The sequence below is a fragment of the Pedobacter superstes genome, assembly GCF_037622515.1.
Taxonomy (GTDB): Bacteria; Bacteroidota; Bacteroidia; order Sphingobacteriales; family Sphingobacteriaceae; genus Paradesertivirga; species Paradesertivirga superstes.
Genome location: NZ_JBBJCN010000004.1, coordinates 404,355 through 429,127, shown reverse-complemented (window position 1 = coordinate 429,127; position 24,773 = coordinate 404,355). Strand labels below are relative to the sequence as shown.

18 protein-coding genes are annotated in these 24,773 nt (G+C 40.7%); 7 read left to right on the top strand and 11 right to left on the bottom strand.

Annotated features, from left to right (window positions below; all coding sequences use genetic code 11):
• Nucleotides 1-11: 11 nt before the first annotated feature.
• Nucleotides 12-1,676: a proline and serine-rich protein 1 family protein gene (locus tag WG906_RS13795; RefSeq protein WP_339993297.1), complete on the bottom strand. Its 1,665-nt coding sequence runs from the start codon at nucleotides 1,674-1,676 to the stop codon at nucleotides 12-14.
• A gap of 727 nt (nucleotides 1,677-2,403) precedes the next feature.
• Between WG906_RS13795 and WG906_RS13790 the strand changes: the two genes are divergently transcribed.
• Entirely contained in the window at nucleotides 2,404-6,963 is a 4,560-nt protein-coding gene (locus tag WG906_RS13790) for a rhamnogalacturonan lyase family protein (RefSeq protein WP_339993296.1), read from the top strand.
• A 216-nt stretch (nucleotides 6,964-7,179) separates the two neighbouring features.
• A complete protein-coding gene (locus WG906_RS13785; RefSeq protein WP_339993295.1) occupies nucleotides 7,180-7,683 on the top strand; it encodes an SRPBCC family protein in 504 nt (167 codons plus the stop codon).
• 58 nt (nucleotides 7,684-7,741) lie between these two features.
• On the opposite strand, the gene WG906_RS13780 is transcribed toward WG906_RS13785, so the two are convergent.
• Nucleotides 7,742-8,041: a DUF2784 domain-containing protein gene (locus tag WG906_RS13780; protein ID WP_339993365.1), complete on the bottom strand. Its 300-nt coding sequence runs from the start codon at nucleotides 8,039-8,041 to the stop codon at nucleotides 7,742-7,744.
• Nucleotides 8,042-8,345: 304 nt separating this feature from the next.
• On the opposite strand from WG906_RS13780, the gene WG906_RS13775 reads away from it, so the two are divergent.
• A complete protein-coding gene (locus tag WG906_RS13775; protein ID WP_339993294.1) occupies nucleotides 8,346-8,714 on the top strand; it encodes a response regulator in 369 nt (122 codons plus the stop codon).
• Here the strand turns inward: WG906_RS13775 and WG906_RS13770 are convergent.
• Nucleotides 8,711-9,928 carry an ATP-binding protein gene (locus tag WG906_RS13770; protein ID WP_339993293.1) on the bottom strand — a complete coding sequence of 406 codons (1,218 nt, stop codon included), beginning with the start codon at nucleotides 9,926-9,928 and terminating at the stop codon, nucleotides 8,711-8,713. The two genes, WG906_RS13775 and WG906_RS13770, sit on opposite strands and share 4 nt — an antisense overlap.
• Nucleotides 9,929-10,268: 340 nt before the next feature.
• On the opposite strand from WG906_RS13770, the gene WG906_RS13765 reads away from it, so the two are divergent.
• Nucleotides 10,269-11,600 carry a glycoside hydrolase family 88/105 protein gene (locus WG906_RS13765; RefSeq protein WP_339993292.1) on the top strand — a complete coding sequence of 444 codons (1,332 nt, stop codon included), beginning with the start codon at nucleotides 10,269-10,271 and terminating at the stop codon, nucleotides 11,598-11,600.
• 231 nt (nucleotides 11,601-11,831) lie between these two features.
• On the opposite strand, the gene WG906_RS13760 is transcribed toward WG906_RS13765, so the two are convergent.
• Nucleotides 11,832-12,722 carry an NmrA family NAD(P)-binding protein gene (locus tag WG906_RS13760; protein ID WP_339993291.1) on the bottom strand — a complete coding sequence of 297 codons (891 nt, stop codon included), beginning with the start codon at nucleotides 12,720-12,722 and terminating at the stop codon, nucleotides 11,832-11,834.
• Nucleotides 12,723-12,810: 88 nt separating this feature from the next.
• On the opposite strand from WG906_RS13760, the gene WG906_RS13755 reads away from it, so the two are divergent.
• Nucleotides 12,811-13,167, top strand: coding sequence for a winged helix-turn-helix transcriptional regulator (locus WG906_RS13755; protein ID WP_339993289.1), 357 nt, complete (start codon nucleotides 12,811-12,813; stop codon nucleotides 13,165-13,167).
• 2 nt (nucleotides 13,168-13,169) lie between these two features.
• Here WG906_RS13755 and WG906_RS13750 read toward each other — a convergent pair whose 3' ends face one another.
• The 4 genes from WG906_RS13750 to WG906_RS13735 all read right to left on the bottom strand — a co-directional run bounded on the left by WG906_RS13750 (nucleotide 13,170) and on the right by WG906_RS13735 (nucleotide 17,746).
• Entirely contained in the window at nucleotides 13,170-13,856 is a 687-nt protein-coding gene (locus tag WG906_RS13750) for a RibD family protein (RefSeq protein ID WP_339993288.1), read from the bottom strand.
• Between the two features lie 34 nt (nucleotides 13,857-13,890).
• Nucleotides 13,891-15,102, bottom strand: coding sequence for an MFS transporter (locus tag WG906_RS13745; protein ID WP_339993287.1), 1,212 nt, complete (start codon nucleotides 15,100-15,102; stop codon nucleotides 13,891-13,893).
• A gap of 163 nt (nucleotides 15,103-15,265) precedes the next feature.
• Complete coding sequence (locus WG906_RS13740; RefSeq protein WP_339993286.1) at nucleotides 15,266-15,880, bottom strand: DinB family protein; 615 nt, start codon at nucleotides 15,878-15,880, stop codon at nucleotides 15,266-15,268.
• Between the two features lie 546 nt (nucleotides 15,881-16,426).
• A complete protein-coding gene (locus WG906_RS13735) occupies nucleotides 16,427-17,746 on the bottom strand; it encodes a glycoside hydrolase family 28 protein (protein ID WP_339993285.1) in 1,320 nt (439 codons plus the stop codon).
• A gap of 279 nt (nucleotides 17,747-18,025) precedes the next feature.
• Between WG906_RS13735 and WG906_RS13730 the strand changes: the two genes are divergently transcribed.
• Entirely contained in the window at nucleotides 18,026-19,303 is a 1,278-nt protein-coding gene (locus WG906_RS13730) for a DUF4934 domain-containing protein (protein WP_339993283.1), read from the top strand.
• 10 nt (nucleotides 19,304-19,313) lie between these two features.
• Nucleotides 19,314-22,142 (top strand): outer membrane beta-barrel protein, encoded by a 2,829-nt coding sequence (locus tag WG906_RS13725; protein ID WP_339993282.1) that lies wholly within the window; start codon nucleotides 19,314-19,316, stop codon nucleotides 22,140-22,142.
• Nucleotides 22,143-22,202: 60 nt separating this feature from the next.
• On the opposite strand, the gene WG906_RS13720 is transcribed toward WG906_RS13725, so the two are convergent.
• From WG906_RS13720 to WG906_RS13710, 3 genes are all read right to left on the bottom strand, one after another.
• Complete coding sequence (locus WG906_RS13720; RefSeq protein WP_339993280.1) at nucleotides 22,203-22,937, bottom strand: DUF4197 domain-containing protein; 735 nt, start codon at nucleotides 22,935-22,937, stop codon at nucleotides 22,203-22,205.
• An 80-nt stretch (nucleotides 22,938-23,017) separates the two neighbouring features.
• Complete coding sequence (locus WG906_RS13715; protein WP_339993279.1) at nucleotides 23,018-23,506, bottom strand: hypothetical protein; 489 nt, start codon at nucleotides 23,504-23,506, stop codon at nucleotides 23,018-23,020.
• Nucleotides 23,507-23,799: 293 nt separating this feature from the next.
• Nucleotides 23,800-24,771, bottom strand: a complete 972-nt coding sequence (locus tag WG906_RS13710; protein ID WP_339993277.1) for a PorP/SprF family type IX secretion system membrane protein — start codon at nucleotides 24,769-24,771, stop codon at nucleotides 23,800-23,802.
• Between the last annotated feature and the right edge of the window lie 2 nt (nucleotides 24,772-24,773).

Sequence of the window (24,773 nt, the reverse complement as noted above, 5' to 3'; positions counted from 1 at the left end):
GGCAAGCAATCTTATTCTCCCGTATATGTCCTCACATATTCTGCAAGTTTTTCCCGGTTAGACTGTGTCGGTAATACATCATTTAACAGGTTGAAGTTTTGACGGTCCGTAACTGTTCTGTAAGAAAGTTTAGCCAGCTCGAGCCTGCTGGTTTCAGAATTAATAAGTGAGATCAATTCTTTCACCTGGCTGGAAGTAAAGTAGTAACTGGGATTGCTAAACGTATTTCTTAGGGCATTAGCTTTAAGCGGCTGAACCAGGTTACTGCGAACGGTTAGAACCAACATGTTAAAGTCTCCCTCTGCCATAGCAGTTTTTATAGTTGTGTTCCCTGTAGTCGTTCCCCCCTGTGCGATAACATAGTTATTAAATTCGGTTCTGTTAGAACTGATGCTGAACAGATCGGCCAGGGTGCTAAAATTCTCGGGGTCTGTTACTCCCCGGAAAGAGAGTTTGGCAAGTTCCAGTTTATCGCTTTCGGAAGTTACAAGAGTAAGGAGCTGTCTTATTTGGGAAGTGCTGAAATAATTATTACTATTTACAAATGCATCTCTTATGGCTTCGCCTTTAAGCGATTGCGACCATTTATCTTTCACACTTTGCAGCAATTGATTGAACTGGGTGGTGCTCATTTGCGCTTTCGCAGTGTTTTGAACCTGCCCACCAGTTAACGCCACGAAACTGTTAAACTCGGTTCGGTATGCGGTGCTGTTAAACAGGTTTACCAGTGAAGCGAAATTAGCCGGATCGGTGACTCCGCGGTGAGCGAGCTTAATAAGATCAAGGCGATTGCTTTCGGAAGTGATTTGAGTTAATAATTGCCTGATTTGAGAAGTGCTGAAGTAATTACCGGTATTAACAAAAGCACTTCGTACAGTTTCTGCTTTGAGCGATTGTGACCAGTTATTCCTTACCTCTTGTAATAGCTGATTAAACCGTGAATCGGTCATCTGAACAGTCGAAGTCGGGCTTTGGCCAGCCTGTGACTGTGCATATACATTAAATTCCTCCCTGTGCGCTGTACTGTTAAACAGGTCGGCTAACTGGTAATAATTAGCAGGATCGGTTATATCACTGTACGCAAGTTTTACCAGCTCAAGTCTGTCGCTTTCAGAAGTGATCAAACCTAATAAAGCCTTGATCTGTGCAGTGCTGAAATAACTGTTGGTAGCGATAATAGCATCCCGGATAGTTTCTCCTTTAAGAGACTGCGACCACTTCGCTTTTATGTTCTCGACAAGGAGGTTAAACTTGTTGCTTGTCATTGGAGTTCGCACATTAGTCGGACTGCTGGTTGCCGGTACTGCCTGTTCGGTAAACTGGACTCTGCCATTTACAAGAATTGTAATATTCATATCGAACCCTTCTCTCAGTTCGAATGTTTTAGAATAGACCGGAATGTTCTGAAGTTTGCCGTTATTAACAGGATTATTACTTTTTAACCTGTATAGCTTCAGTGTGTGTGTACCTACGGGAACATCATCAATATCAACTTTATACGTTTTAAGATTTTTAGTATTGGTATTTGAATAGTAGCTTGTCTGATCGATCATGACCTGGAAGTTACTGGTGTTTTTGTTAATTGATTTAAATATTAGTGTGATTTTAGCGGTTGTCTGAGCAATTCCGGACAGTGTTAGGAAACTGCTTATTATTAGTGCGACTAGAATTTTCATGGTAGGTCCTCCTGTGTTGTAATAGTAGAGCAAAATTTAAGCCAAACAATAATTTTTTAATTAATTAGATGGTGGCGCCGCCGGCGCAGCGTCGCCTGGCAGAGCAAGGATGACTACTTTGTTTCTTGCAGATACCCATAAAGTTATAGCTGCATAGGAATTGCGTTAACTCTGATCAACAATCAAACGGACCTAAGCTTTCTACGACCGGACTTTTTGGTATGTCATCATGATGGTACAGGATGCCATTGTTTATTTTAAGTATTATGTTTGAAAACCAATTAAAATCGACCAGAGTAGTTTTTCGAGTTAAGCTGTATTAACCTTGACATAATTTTAGTACAGTGTGAGATGTGTGATTTTTTGGGCATTATAAATAGAAACCAATTAATAAATATTTATAAACCAAATTACTTCTTTATGCAAAAAAAATTACTAACCATGTGTGGCTATGGCCTTTCAATCTATCCCATTTCCTTCCAGTTTTCATACCCTTTAAGCGCTTTCTGTTGCCTGTTCACATTTGTTTCCAGCGGGAATAGGGCAACATACTATACTGGATTATCATTCTGTTAAAGAGGAATTTTTGATCCGTACTGAGAGTTCTCAGGACTGCTGAAAGGGAATCTATCTAAGCTACCTGATTACAAGCAGTAGAGGATGATCAGATAGTGTTTTAAACCCGATAAAAGAATAACCAATTAATTAACCAGTTAACAAGAAAACTATGAAAGAAATTTTACAAGGAATTATTTTATCTAAAGAGCGGCTCTTTGAGTTTACAGAGTTCTTTTCGCGAAAGGCGACTTTTAGAATTTCTGTTCTTACCGTCTTAAGCCTTTTGAGTTTAAATTCATCCTTTGCACAACAATGGACTATTTTGGGTAATGAAGGGCAGATATCTTCAGTTGCCTCTTCTTTTACGTCCATCACGGTTTTAAATGATGTGCCTTATGTCGTTTTCAGAGAAGGCACTGGCCCTGTTGCAAAAGTGAAAAGGAGAAATCCCAGCACAAGTGCCTGGGAACAGGTAGGGGATAATATAGGCTCCAATCTCAACTATACAAGGATATACCTTGATAAAGCGAGCAATCTTTTCGTTACTTATGTTGATGCTTCCAACGGAAATAAATTAGCAGTAAAAGTGTATAACGACAGCAGCCAGGTTTGGCAGCCGCTGAAAGGTGATATTAGTAACCTGTACGTTTCTTCAGGCTCGGTTACTAATAACGTAAGTCAATACAGTTCTACACCGCGAAGTTCACTGGCATTCGATTCGGACAACCAACCGTACATTGCGTTTGGCGAGGGTGCGAATCTGGTACCATATGTAAAAAAGTTCGATGGAAGTTCCTGGGTAACGGTAGGTTCTGCCTCCGTAAATGCAGCCGCAAAAGCTGTAGGGGTTAGTCTTGTATTAGACGAGGCCGACGTACCCTGGCTTGCGTATTGCAACTTGTCGACCCCAACCTCCACAACGGGAACAATGGCACTTTACCAGTGTAACAGCGGCACCTGGAATCCCGTTACTGTTAATATAGGCGGAATTCGTCATACAAGTATGGTGCTGAATTCTGCAGGAAATCTGGCAATTGCCTATTTCAATACAGGAAATTCAAACAGGGCCACGGTGATTGTGTACAATAAAACTGCGGGTACCTGGGGCACTGCAACAAGCCTTTCCTCAAGGGATGCTCCAAGCATCAGCCTGATCCGGGATATTTCCGGCAATCTGTATTGTTCTTTTATTGACGCCGTTACAAGCGCTTTCCTAAGCACTGCCCGGGTATTTAAACAAGCAGCAGGCGCTACAGCATGGACCGAAATGAAAGATCCTTCCGTTGTTCGCGGCATCGACGAGCCTGTAGGTAATCTAACCATCGCTTCAGGAAGCGAATACCCTTATGTAGTTTATACAAAAACCAATTCCAGTGGTGTGAGTACACCAATTGCGCGCATGTACGCACCCCCGGCCGCACCTGCTGTTCTTAGTACTTCGGCTATCACTAACGTAACGCCTACTTCGGCAGTAGCAGGAGGAGATATCACATCGGATGGTGGATCGGCTATTACAGAAAGAGGAGTTGTATACAATACCAGTGGAAATCCGACAACAGCGAATATAAAAGTTGTGGCTGCAACTGCTGGTTCCGGATCTTATACCGTAACTATTCCAGGTTTGACCCCGGCTACATTGTATTATGTACGAGCATATGCTATTAATAGTGGAGGTACCACTTACGGTGGCGTGGTACGAGTAAATACCCTTGCCGTTCCTGATGCAGTGGTAAACACTCCGAAGCAAATGGAATTTTTGAACCGGGGTGTAGTGGCTGTGCGTAAAACAAGCAGTCAGGTGTTTATCAGCTGGCGCCTGCTGGGTAATGATCCCTCAGGAATTGCTTTTAATATTTACCGCGACAATGTGAAATTGAATGTCACACCTATCACTACTTCTACAAACTTTCTTGATAATACTGCCGTTAACGGCAGCTATACTGTAAAAACAGTGATTAACGGTTCTGAAGGACCTGCTTCTGCGCCTGCTACCGCATGGGCTAATAATCAATTATCTATTCCACTTCAAATGCCTCCTGCAGGTACTCTTCCTGACGGAAGGACCTACACCTATACCGCCAATGATGCCAGTGTAGGAGATGTAGACGGCGATGGTGAATACGAGATTATCCTGAAATGGGCTCCAACTATTGAAAATCATAACTCAGGTGGCTATAGCGGTAAACAGATCTTCGATTGCTATAAGCTGGACGGTACCCGTTTGTGGAGAATTGACCTGGGTATCAATATGAATGGTGGTCCTCACTTTAATCCATTTATGGTTTATGACTTTGATGGAGACGGAAAAGCCGAAATCATTCTTAAAACTGCCGATGGTACTATCGATGGTACCGGTAATGTAATTGGTAACGCAAATGTTGATTACCGTAATTCTGCCGGTTGGGTACAGCAAGGACCTGAATGGTTAACCGTTTTCAACGGATTGACTGGCGCTGCTATGGCTACAGTTGATTATCAGCCTGCCAGAGGTAATGTGTCGGATTGGGGAGATAACTATGGTAACCGCCAGGATCGTTTTGTCTCTGCTGTTGCTTACCTTGATGGTGCCCGCCCGAGTATCATCGTTGGTCGTGGATATTATGACAAATTGGTGCGTGCCGCTTACGACTGGCGCGACGGACAACTAACTCTTCGTTGGATTTTTGACAGTAAGGATCCCAGCGATCCTGCTAATAATGCTTTGTCGAGCCAGGGTAACCATCAGATGACTATAGGCGATGTGGATGGCGATGGAAAAGACGAAGTAATTAATGGGTCTAGTGCGATTAACGACAACGGTAAACGTCTTTGGACTTACGGACAGGGTCATGGTGATGCCTTACATATGTCGGATATGGATCCCGATCGTCCGGGTCAGGAGATCTGGCAGTGCCTGGAGTCTCCCGGCCAATACAGTCCGTATGGTATAAGACTTAATGACGCCAGAATTGGTGAAATGATTTTCGGTGTTCCTACTACCGGCGACGTTGGTCGTGCTTTAGCAGCGGATATAGACCCCAATCACAGAGGCTACGAAATGTGGAGCTCTTCCGGTAACCTTTATAATGTTCAGGATGGTGAGATTGGCACAGCAAAGCCGACTAATGGCAGCCAGGCGGTGAATGGTGCTGTGTGGTGGGATGGTGATTTGGGTCGTGAACTGCTGGATGGTACAATCATGGACAAATGGAATCCGGTGACAAAATCACTGAATCGTTTATTCACCATATATCAGGCCGCTCCGGTTTCGTCTAATAATGATACTAAAAAGAATCCTGCTTTAACTGCCGATATATTTGGCGACTGGAGAGAGGAAATCATCTTGCGTCGCTCTGATAATACTGCATTGATTCTTTTCACAACTAACATACCAACGGAGCATCGTATTTATACTTTAATGCATGATCCGCAATACCGTACTGCAATAGCATGGCAGAATGCTGCATACAACCAGCCGCCACACCCAAGTTTCTTCCTGGGTTATGATATGGCTGCTGCGCCTGCACCTAATATTGAAGTGAAATACATCACAGCACCAGCGACTAAGAGCAGCTCTAAAAGCACGCGTGCTGATGGATGTGATGCTGTTGTTACTTATGTTGCCGAAGCTCCAGGATTTCCTGCTCCGACTTATACCTATTCTTCTAACGGGGCAACCACAGGTGCAGGAAATGGTACAGGTTCTGGCCTTGTATTTAACAAAGGGATTACAAATGTTACGGTTACGGCTACCAATTCTTCAGGATCGGTTAATTATAGTTTTGATGTAACTGTAATCGATTCAGTTAGTCCAGTTCTAACAACTCCATCCGCGCAACTGTTGTGCTATAGCGAAGCAGGGTACACTGTTCCGCCGCTGACTGCAACAGACAATTGCGGACTTGTTAACATTACTTACACCATAACTGGTGCTACCGTAAGAAACGGAACCGGCCCCGATGCAAGCGGAAGCTTCAATGTGGGTGAGTCGAAAATTTACTGGACCGTTACAGATGGTAATAACCATCAACTAACAGATAGCACTTCTGTAACTGTCAACGCCCCAATTGCGGCAAGCATTCCTGCAGTATATTCTATAAATCCGGCTGTAGATTTACCTAACACCCTTTATTATGGCTACGGACCAAGTTCTCTTACTTTAAATGCAACGGCAACAGGTGGTTCAGCGCCTTATACTTACCTTTGGAGTACCGGGGAAACTACTGCTTCCATTAGTGTAAGTGCTGCGGGAACGTACATAACAACTATTAAGGATGCCAAAGGTTGCACAGCGACAGCATCAATAACCATTAATGTTGTAGATGTTACTTGTGGAAATAAGAGCGATAAGGTATTGATATGCCATAATGGAACAGCTATTTGCGTTTCCTCCAGCGCAGTCCAGGCCCATCTTAATCATGGCGACCGCCTAGGAGGATGTTCAACAAATAACTTATCGTCCATCTCTGCTGCTCTGGCCCTTGAACCGATTGTTTCTGTAGAACCTGTAGTATCGGTATATCCGAATCCATCGAACGGAAATTTCAAAGTGAGTGTAAGCAGTGTGGAAAATGGAAAAGTTTCTATATCGGTTTATAACGTAGGTGGAACACTTGTAAAATCAACCACTGACATCAAGAATGGTGCTTTTGAAAAAGAAATGAACCTTCAGGGATTACCTGCCGGAACATATTATATCAAAGTTAATCTTGGAAACTTCAGCGATACCCGTTCAGTAATTGTGAATTAATAATTAATGAATTTGATTAAAATTGAGAGCTTTCTAATTTTAGAAGGCTCTTAATTTTTTAAAGGGAAATCAATTTCGCCATTGCAGAGTAATGCAATTTCCGCAGACCGGCGGTTACGTACCAAATCAAGATTTTAACTGAGTGCCAGCTTATTTAAGCAAAAACAATCCTGACTGGAAATCTATTATCATAATTAGCATAAGATCAATGAAACAATGGAAACTAAGAACAAAACGCTTGTAGTAAAGGACTTTAACGAAAAGTCGATCCTCGTATCCAGAGAATTTAATGCACCTCTTGCGAAAGTATGGCGTGCCTACACCGATAGGGAACTTCTGGACCAATGGTGGGGGCCACAGCCATGGAGGGCAGAAACCAAGAGAATGGACTTTAAACCCGGCGGTCACTGGTTGTACGCTATGGTAGGGCCGGATAATACCAAGATGTGGGGGATAATGAATTACATTTCGATCGACCCTTTAAAACGGATAGATTTTGAAGATGCATTTTGCGATGAGAATGGAAATATAAACCCGGAACTACCTGTTTCGAAAAGCAATACTGTTTTTACCGAAACAAGTAATGGAGTTAAAGTGGAGTTCAGGATGACTTATGCGAGCGCAGAAGATGTGCGAAAATTAGTAGAAATGGGCTTTGAACAGGGAATTACAACCTGTTTTGATCAGCTGGAATCTTTATTGGATCAAAATAAAATTTAGCAGTTTATAGCAAGTGTAAATCACTAAGCTGCAGGTCGTCTTTCTGACTGGCCTTATATTAATTTGCGGTCCTTTTATTTATGAAATTAAAATAAACGGAAAGAAATGCAGCAATAGCAAAGCTAAAAGCTGTTATATAATCAATCAATAAAGAGCTTATGGATTTTCCTGTGAGCTTATCAGCCATATATTTGATAAAAGAACCAGGAAGATTTTGTTCTCCTAATTTAGCTTTTATCTGCCACTGCCAGTCAGTTAACGGGCAATAACCTAAGCCGAACCAGATGCCAAGTATCACCCAGGAGAAGGCAGTAATCATGACACAATAAAAATGAATTTTTCTGGTGGACTTCCATATCCATCCAAAGAGGTTAATGCCAATAATGATAAAATGAAGCAGGGTAAAGAAGATATCAAGGGTAAGTAGCCACATCTATGTTTAACAGTCTGATTAACATAAAGCTGTAACAAGCCTTAGTTTTAACTGTTTTTCTTTAAGGTTAATGGTACCTGCTGAGCCACAAGGCTTGTGAACATTATTGCTTAATTTACTTATATCAAAAAAATGCGTCAGGTAGATTCAATGTCTTATTTTTTTGAATCGAAACATTAACCGTATTAGGAAGTTGATCTAAGAAGGTCCTTGCTAACTTAAAGCAAAAATGAAGCGAGTTTTGTGTGTAGATGATAATCAGGACATTCTTGATATCTATGAAATTATTTTAAGTGCCGAAGGATATTCGGTTAAAACATCAATTTACCCCGTTGACATTCTTCAACTTATATTAGATTTTGACCCGAATTTAATCATCATGGATATCAACATGGCCGACTTTAATGGTCTGGAAGTTTGTAAGGAAATAAAATCTTATATAAACAATAAAAATACGCCGGTAATAATAATATCATCTGATGAATCTATTCATACAGCGGTGTGTACCTTTGGCGCTACAGCTATAATACTTAAACCTTTTGAAATTGATGAATTAATTAAAACAGTACATTTTCACTTGTTTGAGTTTGTGCTTTAGTTCGTTGAATAATCTGATTGTTTGTCAGATACTTTGGGAATCTTGAAGCTAAAAGTAGAACCTGCTCCGGGCTTACTCACAACGCCTAATAATCCTTTGTGTCTCGAAATAATATCATCACAAATATAAAGTCCCAAACCTAAGCCCGATATGTGAGGGGCCACATCCTCTGCTCTGTAAAATCTTGAAAAAATATGAGTCTGCTGATCCTCCCTTATACCTGTTCCGAAATCTTGCACGGATACTAATACATCGGTATCTGATTGAGATACTAAAATTACGATGCGATTAGAATGGGGGGAATATTTAATTGAATTTGATATTAAATTATTTATTACCTGTTCAATGCGATGTTTATCCGCGTGCACCAGCAAACCCTTAGGTATAAAAGTACTTTCTATCTTATGTTGAATACCGCCAAATTCAATAATTTCAATTACCTCTTTGGTCAGTTCGCAAATATCAAATGTGCTCAAATTCAGAGTTAGCTTGCCTGCCTCTATTTTTGAAATATCCAGAAGATCGGAAATAAGACCAGATAATTTTTTTACCTGCCTGAGAGCTTTATCGATAAATATTTTGTTCTTGTCATCTGCCTGATTTCGTTGCATTATCTGCAGATAAGCGCTTATGCTCGTAAGTGGTGTCTTTACTTCGTGACTGGCAATTCCAATAAACTCATCTTTTCTTTTATTGAGTTCTAATTCCTGATTTTGAGCGGCAAGTTCCTTGTTTGCTAAAACCATTTCGGCTGCTCTTTTTTCTTTCTCGCGGTTTTGAAAGATGAGCTCCTGATTTGCAATCACCAGTTCTGCAGCACGTTTTTCCTTCTCAGAATTCTGGAAGATGAGTTCTTTATTGGCAACAATAAGTTCAGCTGCTCTTTTTTCTTTTTCTTCGTTTTGGAGAAGAAGTTTTGTATTTGCAATCATTAACTCGGCTGCTCTCTTTTCTTTTTCTTCATTTTGAAAGGCACGTTCAATATTAGCGATAGCCAGCTCAGCCGCTCTTTTATCGCGCTCTTTAGTTTGAAAGTCGAGCTCGATATTGGCCAGAATAAGTTCGGACGCTCTTTTCTCTTTTTCTAAAAGTTGAAAGTCGCGTTCGATATTGGCTACTATAAGTTCCCCGGCCTTTTTTTCCTGCTCTTCCTTTTGATATGCCAGTTCCTGGTATGCAAGGATTAAGTCGTCTGATATTTTTTTAATGGGCATAATCCAACATGATTTCTTAAATAAGTTCTTCCCCGGCATCGCACTGCACATTTAAACAGATCTGAAATCATTGGGTAAAAGTTTAAAGCTTAATAAAGCTTGCGTTTCTCAATAATCTTCTCTGATAACATATTTGTTAAACTCAAAAGACTGCCGGGTCAGATGAGGTAATTCTTAAGTCGAAGGGAATAGTTGCCGAAGCATTCTCTTTAAAGGTAATCTTATTTAACAGTTTTCAGCATGATTGGACATTTATTCGATTGGATGCCTTGAAGAATTAGTTTAACATTTAATGTTCTAATAAGAAATCCATCCGGAAAAATCTTATTTTGCCCCGACCATGAAACTATATTTTTTTATTCTCGCCTGCGGTCTGGCCGCCTGTACCACTCCTTTAAAGAAGATAGAAAGCCAGAAGATCTATTCTAAGAAAATGGTGGAAGGCCGTGCTATGAAGAGCTTCTATACAAACAGGAGTGAACAGGAGCTGGCCAAAGCACACTGGGACTATGTTCCTGGCCTGGTTGCCTTCAGTGTTCTGAAAGCCTGGGAACAATATCCGGAAAAAGAAGAATATTACCGAGTTGTAAAGGCCTATGCCGATTATTGTCTGCAGGGTAACGATACTGTCAGTGTCGGCAAGAGTAACATTGATGACCTTGCAGCAGGGAAGATCTTTTTTACCTTATACAAAACTGAATTAAAAAAAGGTAACACCGCCGATGCCGGACGTTATAAGAATTGTGCGACTTTTTTAAGGAATAAGCTTAAATATAGTCACAGCCGCATCGATACCTCTAAGCCAGGGGCAGGAGGCTTTTTTCATAAAGCACAGTACCCGAATCAGATGTGGCTTGACGGTTTGTATATGGGACCAGCACTATATGCCCAATGGCAGAATAATTTTGGCACAGAAAAAGGGAGCGAAGATAACCGCCAATCATGGGACGATATTGCGCATCAATTCAAGACAATCCACCAATATACCTATGACCGGGAGAAACAGCTTAATTACCATGCATGGAGTGCTGCTCCTGAGGACGAGAACTCATTCTGGGCCAGAAAAAGCGGCCCTTACAAAGGCTGTTCGCCCGAATTCTGGGGAAGGGGCATGGGCTGGTATTTCGCGGCATTAGTCGACGTACTCGAAGTTATGCCTAAAGAACACAGGGATTATAAAGCTTTAACGGCAAATTTGAACCAGGTAGCCGCGGGCCTTGCACGATACCAGGATAAGCAGAGCGGCTGCTGGTACCAGTTACTGCAGTACGACACTTCGAAGAAAGCCGACAACAAAGGTGATGAGATTGCAGGGGAAGTTTATAATCAATGCGATAAGGCAAATTACCTGGAGTCCTCGGCATCTTCGATGTTTACCTATGCCTATTTGAAAGGTATCCGTTTAGGGGTTCTGGATAAAAAGACCTTTCTTCCTTTGGCAGAGAAAGCTTATAGGGGATTGCTGAGTAACTTCATTCGCGAAGAAAACAATGGCGAACTCAGTATACTGCAATCTTGTGCTTCTGCAGGCCTGGGTCCGGCGAGAGACAAGTCAAGAACCGGGACTGCTAATTACTATCTCTGTGGCAAAGATGTGACTGTTGTCCAAAACGAAGGAAAAGCAATTGGACCTTTTATTCTGGCAAGTTTGGAGTATGAAAGGCGGAAGTAATTCGCTCGTTTGGCATAATTAGAACTTGTCTCATTCGGGTGAGTTCTAATTGCCTCCCTATGCGGGATGTGGCGAATCTTGTAAAAACATGTAAGAATCAATCCTCAATGTTATTGCGTCTCACTACGATCTATGCAAATCAGGCTTTTAACATTGCTGTAAGCCAGGAGCTAAAAGCCTGATTAAATTAAGCTGGTAAAGAAAAATCTAATCCAATCTCTTCATCAAATCCTAGGCTTTAGCGAACGCTTCGGCAAATACAGGGGCAAAGTGCTCTAACCTGATTTTACCCTGCGGAATAAAGCCCTGCTTGCGATAATGTGAAAACATTTCGCCGCTGCGTATTGCAGTCCCCATTTCGGTATAGTTTTTAGCATTGTCTTCGGGTAGCCCGTTCTGCAGCATTGCGCCTAATGTAGCATCATCCGTGAAGTCAACCCAGGTTAAGTCGGGTTTATCGATGGCCTGACCGAGTACACGCGCAATTTCGTGGGTACTGCGTTCATCAGAGATAATATAGCGGTTACTTTTGCCGGTAAATGATAAATCCAGTAATTCTTGTGCCGCCACCTCTGCAATATCCTTGGGATCTGCCATTAACATTTCAGTATCCGCACCATAATTTCCGCCAATTATGCCCATGTATTTCACCATTCCGGCATTGTTCAGAAAGTTATAAAAGTAGAAACCCGGTCGAAGGTGTTTTACATGGACTTCTTCCAGTGCATTCAAGGCCTTTTCGACCTGGTAAAGGCCACTCACCGGGCCGCAGCCTTCCGGCATATGGGCACCGATGCTGCTTAGATTCACAACATGTTTAATCCCTGCAGATTTAATTGCTTCGGCATAATTTTTACCTACATCTGCAATCTGTTGTTTCCAGTTGCTACTTCCAAAAAATGGAGGTACCATCGTATATGCCGCATCGGCTCCTTTGAATGCATTTAATAAAAATTCAGGGTCTTCTACCGAACCTATGGCGGCGGAAGCTCCCAGTTTTTCAATGGCAGCACTATTATCAGGATTATTGCTGATAACTGTTACTTCGTGGCCTGCTTTAATTAGTTGCTGGGTCAATGGTTTGCTGATGTGTCCTAAGGAACCTGTTACAATATATTTCATAATTTATATTTCTTTGATATATGACTAGTCAAAGGTATATTTGTACATACTTTTTTACAAGTACTTACCCGAAAGTATGTATGGTGTTATGACAAAAATAAAAGAGACATCCACGAACCATTCCAATAAGACCACCGCCTTGTCTGAGTGCCCGGTGACTTATACACTGAGTAAAATTTCCGGCCGTTGGAAGCCACTCATTATTTTCAATTTGCTCCCCGGTATCAGGCGTTACAACGAATTGAAGAAGAGTATTCCTGCCATTACAGAAAAAATGCTGATTCAACATTTAAAGGAATTGGAAGCCGATCAGTTAATTATCCGGAAAGCTATGGCCGTGGTGCCGCCTCATGTAGAATACAGCTTAACCGAAATGGGGAAGGAGCTAGCCCCGGTTTTAAACGAAATGGCAAGCTGGGGCCTGAAGAACCGGGAACTGATATAAACCTAGTTATCCCGTTCTACCATGTATCGAATCCACAAGAAATTCTCGTAGATCCGTTCAACGGACTTTATGGAAAAGCGGGTAGCTCTCCGGTTTCCATAACCCTCTTCGGCTTCGAACACGGTAGGAGACCCGATAGTACCATCTGCTACCGGAGCCAGTACCAGGCTGAATTCATCAATCAAACCAGCCTTTAGAAAGGAGCCGTTCACATGTCCACCTCCATCTATGCGGAGCGTTTTTATATTGAACAGGTGATATAATTTCTGCATTACCTGGTCAAGGTCAATTTCTTCTTTTCCTCCGAAAATATAAGATACATTTCTGCTCTTTAAATGAGCAAGGTAAGCTGATGGAACTTTCTCAGTTAACACCTCAATCACCTGCTCTGTGGATACCATATTATTGTCCCAGAAACATTTTCCTGAAGGATCAATCACCACTGCATATGTTTTAGATTCTTGTTCGGCGACGAAATCTTCGTAAGGTACATTCGCGTTCGCGTCAAGAGCATATGGCTTTTGGCTTGAAAATTCCTGCATTGTTACCCGGCCAACCAGCCAGGCGTCCGCTTTAATCTGTTCAGCTGTTTCTTCGAAGTATTTGTGATGGTCCTTAAATCCCCAGATGTTTTGTTTGATCCGCCCATCTACAGAGCCCAGCATATGGCAGATAATGTATGGTTTCATAGATTTTACAAATTTGGTTTTTTATATGCAAACTTTATACCTCTTCCGGAAACAGGACAGTTTTTGATTTGAGAACCAGCGCCGAATTCGTTCTGGATACTGCCGCTTTATGCTTCATAATCAGCAGCCAGGCAAATCCTGCGCCTCCCAGTGCCATCACCACACCAACCATCGCCGGAGAAGTATAGCCTAATCCTGCAGCGATAGGAATTCCACCGAGATATGCACCCAGGGCGTTACCCAGGTTGAAGGCAGCTTGAGTAATAGAAGCACCCAGCATTTCTGCACCTTTAGAACTTTCGATCATTAACATCTGGATAGGTGCCGCGAGAGCAAGAGAGCAGCTTCCGGCAATGAAAGTGAGAATCACCGACATAGTCTGACTGGCCGAGAAAAAATAAATAAGCACCAGGGTGAAAGCCATGGCAATAAGCAGTACAATGGTAGCGGAGGCAGGTTTCAGCGAGTCTGCCAGTTTACCTCCCGCAAAATTTCCAACTACCATGCCGAGCCCGGCAACCATCAGGATGTAGGGAACAGCAGAAGCAGAAAAGTTGGAAACATCTGTCATCAACGGAGCTATGTAACTTATCCAGCAGAACAGGCCACCGGTACCGATAGCTGTTATCATGAAAATGAGCCAGGGTTCTATTCTTCCAAAAACCTTAAGTTCCGATTTGATGTTGGCATTTTTATTCGCAGGTAAGGAGGGAAGAATAAAATATATAGAAGCCATTGTGATAAGGCCAATTAACCCAATCCCGGCAAAAGTATAGCGCCAGGAATATTCGTGACCTATGAAGGTGCCGAACGGAACTGTAAGTAAATTGGCCACAGTTAGCCCGCTAAACATAATCGATATAGCTCTGGCTTGTTTCCCCTGGTCCGCAAGCCGGCTCGCAACTACCGAACCTACTCCGAAAAATGCCCCGTGAGGTAAGCCAGACAGCAGGCGCGACCAGAACAATACAGTATCATTTGGAGCAAATGCTGAAAGGGTATTAAATATGGTGAACAATAGCATTAGTCCGAAAAGAATCTTCTTTGGGGCTATTTTACTGCTCGCCGCAACCAATGTTGGAGCACCGATAACTACGCCCAGTGCATAGGCCGATATCATATAGCCTGCTTGGGGAATTGTTATGCCGAACTCGTTGGCAACATCCGGAAGAACACCCATCATTACAAACTCAGTAGAACCAATCCCTAATCCTCCGAGAGCCAAAGGCAATAACTTTTTTCTCAATCTTGTAAATTACACTAACCGGTGCGAAGGTAGATATCCAAAATCAGGTTGCCATTTTTAAATAAAATTATGACAATGGAGTGGTGGGTAGACAATGAGTAAAAGATTTGGCCTTGCCTAAATAAGACCTTTCAATTAAAAATTAAAAGGTCTCATCATAAATCTATTTTCCTTTCCTGGGAAAATTCACGTTCTTCATTATTTCTTCAATCTGATCTGTATGCCGTTTGCTGTGACCTGCCATAAAAAGAATTGTTTGGTAGGCATCCACTTTACCAAAAGGAAAATCATAATAATGGTTTCTTAAATCATCAGAAGTGGTTTTGATGTAATTGATATTAAACTCTCTTTTTGTTTTGAACTCCTTAAGCGTCGCTTCGTAGCTGCCAAATTTACCGGTGGGCTTAAATGTTTCCGACGCAGTTCTCTTAATACTTCGGTCCGTAATCATTTGTACAAGGGCTGCATCGCTCATCTTTACTTCATTTCGTTTTGAAGGATCAGCAGGTTCTTTAAGAGCCATCTGAGTAAGTCCAAATAAATTATTCTCGGATACAGCAATGTGCTCAAGGCATTCAGCTACGGACCAGCTGGCTGCGTCTGCTTTAAAATTTAATTGCTCGGGTGTAAGCCCGCTCAACTTTTTAAGGAGATTTTCCTGTGTTTCCTGTAAAAAGTTTATAGCATGTCTGCGCTCTGCATTGGTTAAAGTGGCAGAATTGTTAAAGCTCATGGTTACGAAAGCAATGGCAACAAGAAGTGATTTTTTTGATTTCATGGATGTTTAAATTAAATGTTATTTACAATGACCAATCCGCGAACATTATTGATAGCATCCAATACTTCTTTAGGAGCCTGGCCTACCAAGATGGTAGTGGTGAAATCTGATGTAGTCATTTCTTTATTTTTTTGTTTAAAATTGATTTTTTATATAAATAAAATAAAATTACAATCTTAATATGGTAGTTTAAGGGTGTGAATGAGACATTATATAGGGTGGATTCGGACATGTAAACCGAGATTGCATTATGTCGGAGGGACAGGAAAAAAGTCCACTTTCCCATTCGTTGACCACTGAATGTCGCGATTGCTTTAATTTGCCGAGGTCGATATAGTTCTCTACGGATCAGATGTTTTTCGTAGTAGGTGAATCCTGTTCGGAGGCTAGAAAGGGAGTTTTCTTTGCGATTCCCGATAAGCGATTTTACCTTACCTTAAAACCCTTTCCGGTTCAGCGAGAAATTAATTTATAACTAAGCAAGAATCAAAAAAACATGAAAACGCATTTGGAGTTAATGATCAACCAAATGCGCTATGTTCCTATTTATTTGGCTGAAGCCGGAGCTGACATTTTCGCACCATTAACTTTAACGTTCTTGAAGCGCAGTCCTTTTACATTAGCTAATTTAAAATCCGTGCTTTTTAATTTTAAGTTGGCATTTTTAATATAGATATCTATTATTTCTGTCTGAGGATGCCCGGTAATTTCTCCAAAAGAGTTACCTGTGCCGTGAATATTCGAGATTTTTACGTTGCGTACCAACGCTTTTGGCGGCTCCTGACCCTTCAGATCAAAATATTGGGTCCAGGGAGAAACTTTGAATATTGCACCTCCGTTCTCCATGGTGATATCACTCATTCGTATGTTTTCATATTGCTGAGGGGTATCAGGACGTAGTTTTAAGCGGAGTACAGTTGGTCCCCTGGTTATGCATCTTTTTACTTCTACATCGCGCACAAGTGTCGCCTCACTTCCAAAGGTTACAATTCCTCCGCCAGCTTCAAAAGTACAATCTTCGATAAGTATTCGTTCTACAGCAGGACTGTCCTTATCCTGCATAGCAAAGGGACCTTTCGAACCTTTTAGCGCAATACAATCGTCGCCAACCGAAAAGGAGCATCCGCGAATGGTAATATCCTGTGAGCTGTCTACATCAATACCATCGGAACTGGGTCCGCGATTGGGAGTCGGGCCTGAGGGAGCCTGAAAGCGGCAGTTTTCAACGGTCACGTTCTGGCAGCGGTAAATATGCAGGTTCCAAAAACCGGAGTTAAGAAAAAATACACCGCTTATCTTTACATCCTTAGAATTTTGGATCAGAGTAAGCCTGGGCCTTTCTACATCTAAATTTTTGGTGCCCGGAACAGCTTCGCGGGTACCGTAGAACAATTTATAAAAGGGTTCACCGCTGCCATCAAGTGTGCCAGGACCGGTGATGCGAAGATGATCTACATGGTCACCGTTCAGTAGCGCTGCCCGCCAGGGTTCGAAATGCCCTTCAATGCGCGTATTCAGTTTTTCGTAGTCGTTTATATTCGTAGAGCCTTTAAGTACCGCACCTTGTTGCAATTCTATATTTACTCCGGGCTTAAGAAAAAGGGAGCCGCTTAAAAAGATTCCTTTAGGTATAACCAGCGTTCCTCCGCCGTTTTGTGCGCATTCCTCGATAACTTTCTGAATCGTTTTGCTATTGAGGGTTTTCCCGTCGCCAATAGCACCGTAATCTGCAATGTTATAGCGTTTTTCAATGCTCGAAACCGCAGGTATATTATTGGAAATTATGTTTTTGACCGGATTTGCATCAGCACCTGTTGCCAGGATGAATGATAATGCTGAAAGCACAATCGCTGGATTAATTTTCATGTTGTCGATATTGGTTAATATTTACAGATCTTCTGGCGCAAATATGCTTATTAGCAGATTTTCCGGAAGTGAGATAAGAACTTTATTGTTGTAACAATTTTATGGCTATTGGTTTTAACGTCTTTATATCAAGCTTAAGCGGTCCAAAATTGTTTTCTTCAAATCTTAGCAATTACACTCAAATTAATTCATAATTAAAAAAGCTTCGCCTCAGGTTGTTCCATTATTTTTTTATATAATTGATCTGAATTCCTAACCTTTATTTCTGCCTCATTCATCATGATTCTCTTTATTAATCTGTCTCCTATTAGAATAAAACCGCTGTATGCCTTAGCGGTGTTTATTTTTCTGTCATTCAATGCCTTCAGCCAGGCAGGTAAAGTAGATAGCAGCGGGATGCTTACTCTGCGCATCGATCCGCAAAGTGCACGCGGTGCCAACGTATCCGCAGTTTTTGATGAAGTAAGGTTTATACCTCTTGAAACCACTAAAGAAAGCTTATTTGGAAGTATTTACGACTTGAAAATTGTGAAGGATCAATTCGTCCTTTTTGATTATGATACCAGAGCTGTGTTGATATTTGCAAAAGATGGGAAATTTAAAGGTAAAATAGATGCAAGCAAAATACCCAAAGATGACGCGGATAAAAGCAAGACTGAATTATATGGTTATAAGATAGTGGAAGAAAATAAGGATAGCGTGATTGCTATTTATTCCAGTAAATATTTTTTCTATTTCGATTTTAATGGAAAACAGATTAAAAAGGTGCTGCATAAAGACGCCGTCTTCAATCAGGAATTTAAGTTGGCTGATCAAGAAACTACTGTAATACCACGGTTCCTTGAGAAAAAAGGAAAAGACAGTATTCATTATGAGCTTGCAATAATCCGGAAGGACAAAGATACAGTTGGCTATTTTCCTTTTTCAATGAAAAGGTATCAAACCGATGAGTTTTGGGACAACGCTAAGTTTTATGACAATGGGAATAAAAATGGACTGTTTTTCATTAATGTTTATGGATACGATCTTTATAAGGTTTCACCCTCCAAACTTTCATTGGCCTACCATATAATTTTTCCGGCAAATAATTCACTGCCCCGCGACTTTATCTCTAATCCAATTTATATTAAAAAGCGCAGAGAGTATTTTCAGGCCAATCCAAAAGTTTTTTACAGTTTGAATAATACTTACCAGGTAGGGGATCATCTTTACTTACAAATGCGCAACTTCGGGCGGGAAAAGGAGTTAAAGAAAGCGATTATATATAATTTAAAAACCACTGAGATCATTTCCCTGCAGGATTTGCAACCCGATAGCTTATCTTCTTTCTTGCCGGTTACGGATGCAGGAGCATTTTACGATTTCTCAAACAAAGGGTTCCACCTGTACAAAGACGACTATTTCTATACCAGTTATTCATCACTTGCAATGTTTAGTTTTAAGGAACAACTGGGGGATAAAAATATTAAGTTCAGCCCGCAAATGCAGGAATATTTCAAAACCCAGGACCGGAAAAGCAATCCGGTGATCATTCAGCTTAAACCTAAGAAAAACTAAACCAGGCCTGATGTACAAATTACTTCTACTGATCACAGTATTATACTTTACTGTGGAAATCAATAACGCAAAAGCTCAGCAGGTAAATCCAAATAATATTGGTTCGGTTAAAGGCCTTTTACAGGATACGGTTCACAAATACACTGTAAAGTCGGCAACGGTATCTATTTACAGGTCGGACAGCACCTTGCTCAACTACCAGCTTAGCAATAATTACGGCGAGTTCAGTTTTAAAAATCTGCCCATCAATACCAAATATTATATCGAAGTGAGCCATGTTAGCTACCAGTTGCTTCGGAAGAGTTTTGCCCTTAGCGGCACGCAAAGTGCCATAGATTTAAAAACTATTGTTTTACTTCCAAGGGATATCGCTCTTAAAGAGGTCGAAATCAGAGTACAGCCAATTATCATGAATGGCGATACTTTAGAGTTTAATGCGGCTGCTTTTAAATTAGACAGCAACGCTGTAGTTGAAGATCTTCTTAGAAAGATACCTAATGTTACGCTCTGGGGCGACGGGCAGATCACCGTAAATGGAAGGGAAGTCAAAAGTCTGCTGGTAAATGGGAAAGAATTTTTCGGCGGAGATTTTAAGATGGCAATCCAGAACATTTCTAAAAATGCTTTGGAGAAAGTGCAGGTTTACAACACACAGACAGATGAAAAAAACTTATTAGACAGCTCGCTTACCGTAAACCTGAAACTTAAGAAGGGGAAAGATACTGGTCATTTTGGCAAAGTCGGGGGTGGATATGGTACAACCGAGCGTTTTGAGGCAGACGGAAATATTAATTTTTTTGCTCCGAAATTGCAGCTGGGCTTTATTGCGGCAGGTAATAACGTTAATAAAATTGCAAATAATACCAGGGATTTAACAGCTAATAGTACATTTAAAGGCTCTGCGATAAGCGTAGAATATCAGCCTGATTTCAGGGCATCGGGTATAAACCGAACCAGTACCGGAGGCGCAACGTTCAGCTATAATTTTATAGACAAACCTGATTACGATAAAAGGAGTACTCTTACCGCAAACTATTTTTTACAAAACAGGCAAAACGATATCATATCAAACAGTCAGACTACAACATCAATAGGATCAGGAAGTCAGATATTCGACAACACGTCAAGTACCAATAGTTCCCTGAACAACAATCATAACTTCGATAGCAGATTCGATTTTGCCAAAAAAGGCCACCGCATAAATATCAGCCAAAACTTCTCACTAAACTCAGGTGAGTCGAGTAACCGGTCTTTCCGAAGTGCCTCTAATCAGCAAAATGAGATAACAAGCACTAATAATACTGCAGGACAGAATGATTTTAATAATAAAAGTTTCAGGCTGAGTTCGGATTACGGGTACAATGACTATATAAATTATAAGAAGAAAATAAGAAGCTTTAATGCGAGATATAACCTTTCTGTGAACGAAACAGATAACGAGAGGATAGATCTGACCACATTCAGGTCTTTTGTTAATGTCGCATCCAACCGTGATTTTAACAGAAAATACAACAATGATGGAAGCAACATAAACCAGCAGTTTTTTGCAGAAATGCCCAGGTTAAAAAGGTTGTTTTTTGGAACTAAGCGGCTGGGAAATATTGATTTTAACTTTAGCAATGACCTTAACATTATCAATTCTACTAACAGTAGTCAGGTAGCCGACCTGAACACTTCTACCGGAGCTTATACAGCAAATGCTTATTTAAGCAATAGTCTTCGCACAAATACATTGAGCGAGACACCTGCTTTAACATTCATGAAAAATTTTAGCAAAAGCCTCAGCAACAGATTCAACCGAAGTCTTAACTTTAATGTATCGGCAAAGCATAAGTTTAGTTATCAGAATAACCGGGCTGATAAATCATTTAGAAACATCAGTCGCAGCTATAGCAACTTTATACCTGCAGCTACAGTTAGTTATTATAAAACCCAATATGGAGAATACAGTAATAATATTTCCCTTAATTTTCTCTCCGACGTCCGTATCCCAACTGTAGATCAATTGGCCCCTTTAATAGACAGCGCGAATGTTTACAGGATTCAAAGAGGCAATATTAATTTAAGAGAATCGAAAACGAACGATATAAGGCTATATTTTAGTCACACAGATCTGCATGGTAAGAATACCTTAAATTATACAATCAATGCATCCCTTAATTTTACGGGAGATGCATTTACTGATAGCATATTTATAGATAATTTGAACCGGCGTACTATTTATTCAACCAATGCGGATGGCTATAAGTCGGCAAGCCTTGGCGGAGATATTAAAAAAGCATTGAAATTTAAAACAAGCGCGTTACAGAGCAATATCGGGGGCACGGTTTCATTTGTTAAAAGTCCCGGTTATGTTAACAATGCTTTTAGTTTTTCTAATAATCTGAATACCAATACCTATTTAAGTTTCAATTATACCTATAAAGACAAACTGTCTGTAGAAACGAAGGAAAACCTTAGCTTTTACCGTAGCAGACAAAATGCTTTTAACACCAATTATAGCGGCACCAACATCAGTTCAGTAATGAGCGGCAGTTATAATATAAACAAAAAGTTTTCCATTAATAGTAACATAAGCCTCAATAGCAGTACATCCTCGGCCAGCAGATCCATAAATTATAACATCTGGAATGCCGGTGCCGTCTATCGTTTCCTGAAGGGGAATAATGCTGAGCTTAAGTTTACGGCTTTAGATTTGCTGCGTCAGAATAATAGTATAATCAATACGGGAAATGCAAATAGCTTCACATTTGCCACACGAAATGTACTGCAGCAGTACTTTATGACTACTTTTTCATATTATCCGCGTCAGTTTGGTAAAACTGCATTTAAGAAATAAAGACGAGGCTTTGTTCTGTTGAGATGCGAGATATCTTCGCATATAGATGTGGCTTTAAAATTATTTACTCTTATCCGCGTAAGCGAAAACCTTTTGCAAAAGGGGAGATGCTCTATAAGAATTGCTTTCACGGATTTTCAATTCTTCCTGCGCAACTTCGTGAAACAAACCGGCCAGGGCTTTCTGAGTAACGTATTCATTAAGATCAGTATTGATCTTGCCAGTCATCGGAATTTTATTGTACTGGCTGGTTGCTGTTGTCCAATATTTAGTAGCACCGGTTTTGTCGAGAGTTGCCTGTATAATAGGTCTGAATTTTTCAGTAAGCTGTGATGTGGTTGCTGTCTTGAAGTATTGAGTGGCTGCATCCTGATTTTTTGCCAGAAGGATATTACCGGCATCTTTGATGGTCATTTCTTTTATTGATGCCATGAATACCGGCAAGGCTTCTTTTGCGGCTTGTTCTGCCGCATGATTAAGACTGTTTATTACATTGTCGCAGGCTTCATTGAATCCTAATCCACGCAAGGTCTTTTCCGCTTTCTGGGCTTCGGCAGGAAAAGCAATTTTAACTGAGGGATTATTTAAAAATCCATTCACTGCCGAAAGACGCGAAGTCCCGTTTGAAACTCCGGTTTGCAGGGCTTCCTTTATCCCTGAACCTATCTCTTCCAGGGAAGGCTGGCCCGATTTAGAAGATGGTAATTGTTTCAGAATTGACGGTACTTTTATTTGAGCGTTAAGACTTTGGGCTCCCAGGGCCAGAAATAATATAGTGGCTATTTTTATTCTCATTTTTACTTAAACGGTTGAAAAGGTATTTTACTGATTTTTGATTTTAGGATAAATTAAAAAGATTGCATCGAGTTTACAGCTTAATTAATACAGTTGATCTTCTGGTATTTTACAGAAAATGTCGACGTATCAGTTAATTGTTGGCGACCAGTTTTTGCATCTGTACCAAAAGTTTTTTGAAACAATTCATCACCCGAAAGTTTGAATTCTACCGCAAGGGAATCATTAGTACCCTCCTGCATAAATGTCCACACTCCTTTAATAATATCCCCATCTTTTGTTCCTTTTATTGTCCCCTTTCGGGAATCTTTTTCAAAAGGAATCCAGTTGAAATTTCCCAAAACCGCATTCCCATCAATAAGTAAATTGATTGTGCTGGTATCCTGGTTTGATTTGCCTTCTACCCGCTGAAAGCACATTGTTATCAATTGATTGGTTTGCGAATTCCCCGTTGAACTTTCCTGAGATAGTTCACTATCGCCCTGTGATGAGGAGTTGGTCTTTTGTTTCTCCTCGCAGGATGTCAATACAGCTATTAATAAAATGCTTGAAAATATAAGGTTCCTCATGAATCGTTATTTCTTAGTTAAATGTAATTAAGTACTAATATGTTTTAGGTTGCTAAATGGTTGAATCGTGATTAAATAATGGTTTCATAGCAGGAAGGAAGGTAATATAAAATTCCCCTTTATGATAATTAAATTGTTTTCAGCAGTGAAACCGGATTACCCGAAATTAAGGAAGAGGTTTTGCAAAATAAACCGGATAGAACCGGAAAGGCTCAGAGTGGCTTGCGTGTAAACGGCCTTGAAGTGTATAGCATGGCAGCATAAAATTGGAAGGTTTATTTCCTTTCCAGTTTCTAAAAATAACATTTGGGCCCTTCGCGTCTTTTAGAACTCAACATGAAGCCAATAGAGATTTCATGAGAGCCATAGTTGTAGTTGCGAAGTTTGGATAAGGAATAATCGAATGCATAGCCTAATCGTAAATTTTCATTGATAAAGAAATCGCCGATTACGCCCAATCCATTTTTTTTCTGAAGGTTTTCATCCAGAAAGTCTTTTTTGTAGGTTTTAACGGCAGTCCGGTAAAAGCCGCCAATCCAGAACCTGTCATATAATAAAGTGAATGCATTAATGTCTAAACTGGTGAATGTTCGATCATCATCTTTTAGCAGGAATGTGGGCTTAAACTTCACATCGTCATTCAGTGTGAATAGAGCGCCGGCGGTGATATAATAATGCCTGTTAATTTTAGGAAGGAGAATGTTTTGAGAATGATTTCTCGCCTGGAAATAACTTGCAATAAGGTTATCCGCGGATACCCCTGCAAAAAAGCTTGGCGTCGAGTAAAAGATTCCGGCTCTAGCATCAGGGAAAGATTCTGTAGGTTTTCCAAATGGGACGTATTGATCAGGATCATTTGCTGTAAGTTTGTCGCCATCAATCCCCTGCTGAACAATACCTGCCCCCAAACCAAAGCTAAGTCTGGAAAATTCTGAGTCGCCTATTTGAATTCTGTAAGCATAATTTGCATAGGCAGAGAAATTACTCTGTGCACCGGTAAAGTCATTAGACAGGAGTATTCCCAGACCCACGTTCCCTTCATCAAGAACCATGTCTCCCGCTAAGGACATTGTTTGTGGTGCACTTTCGAATCCCGTCCATTGCGACCGATAAAAGGTATGAATATTTGTCTGCTCTTTATAACCTGCATATGCAGGATTAATGTACAAGCCATTAAACATGTACTGGCTGAATTGAGCATCTTGTTGAGCATTTACTATTAATGAACTTGCAAATAATAGTATAAGGATGAGCGTTTGTTTCATTT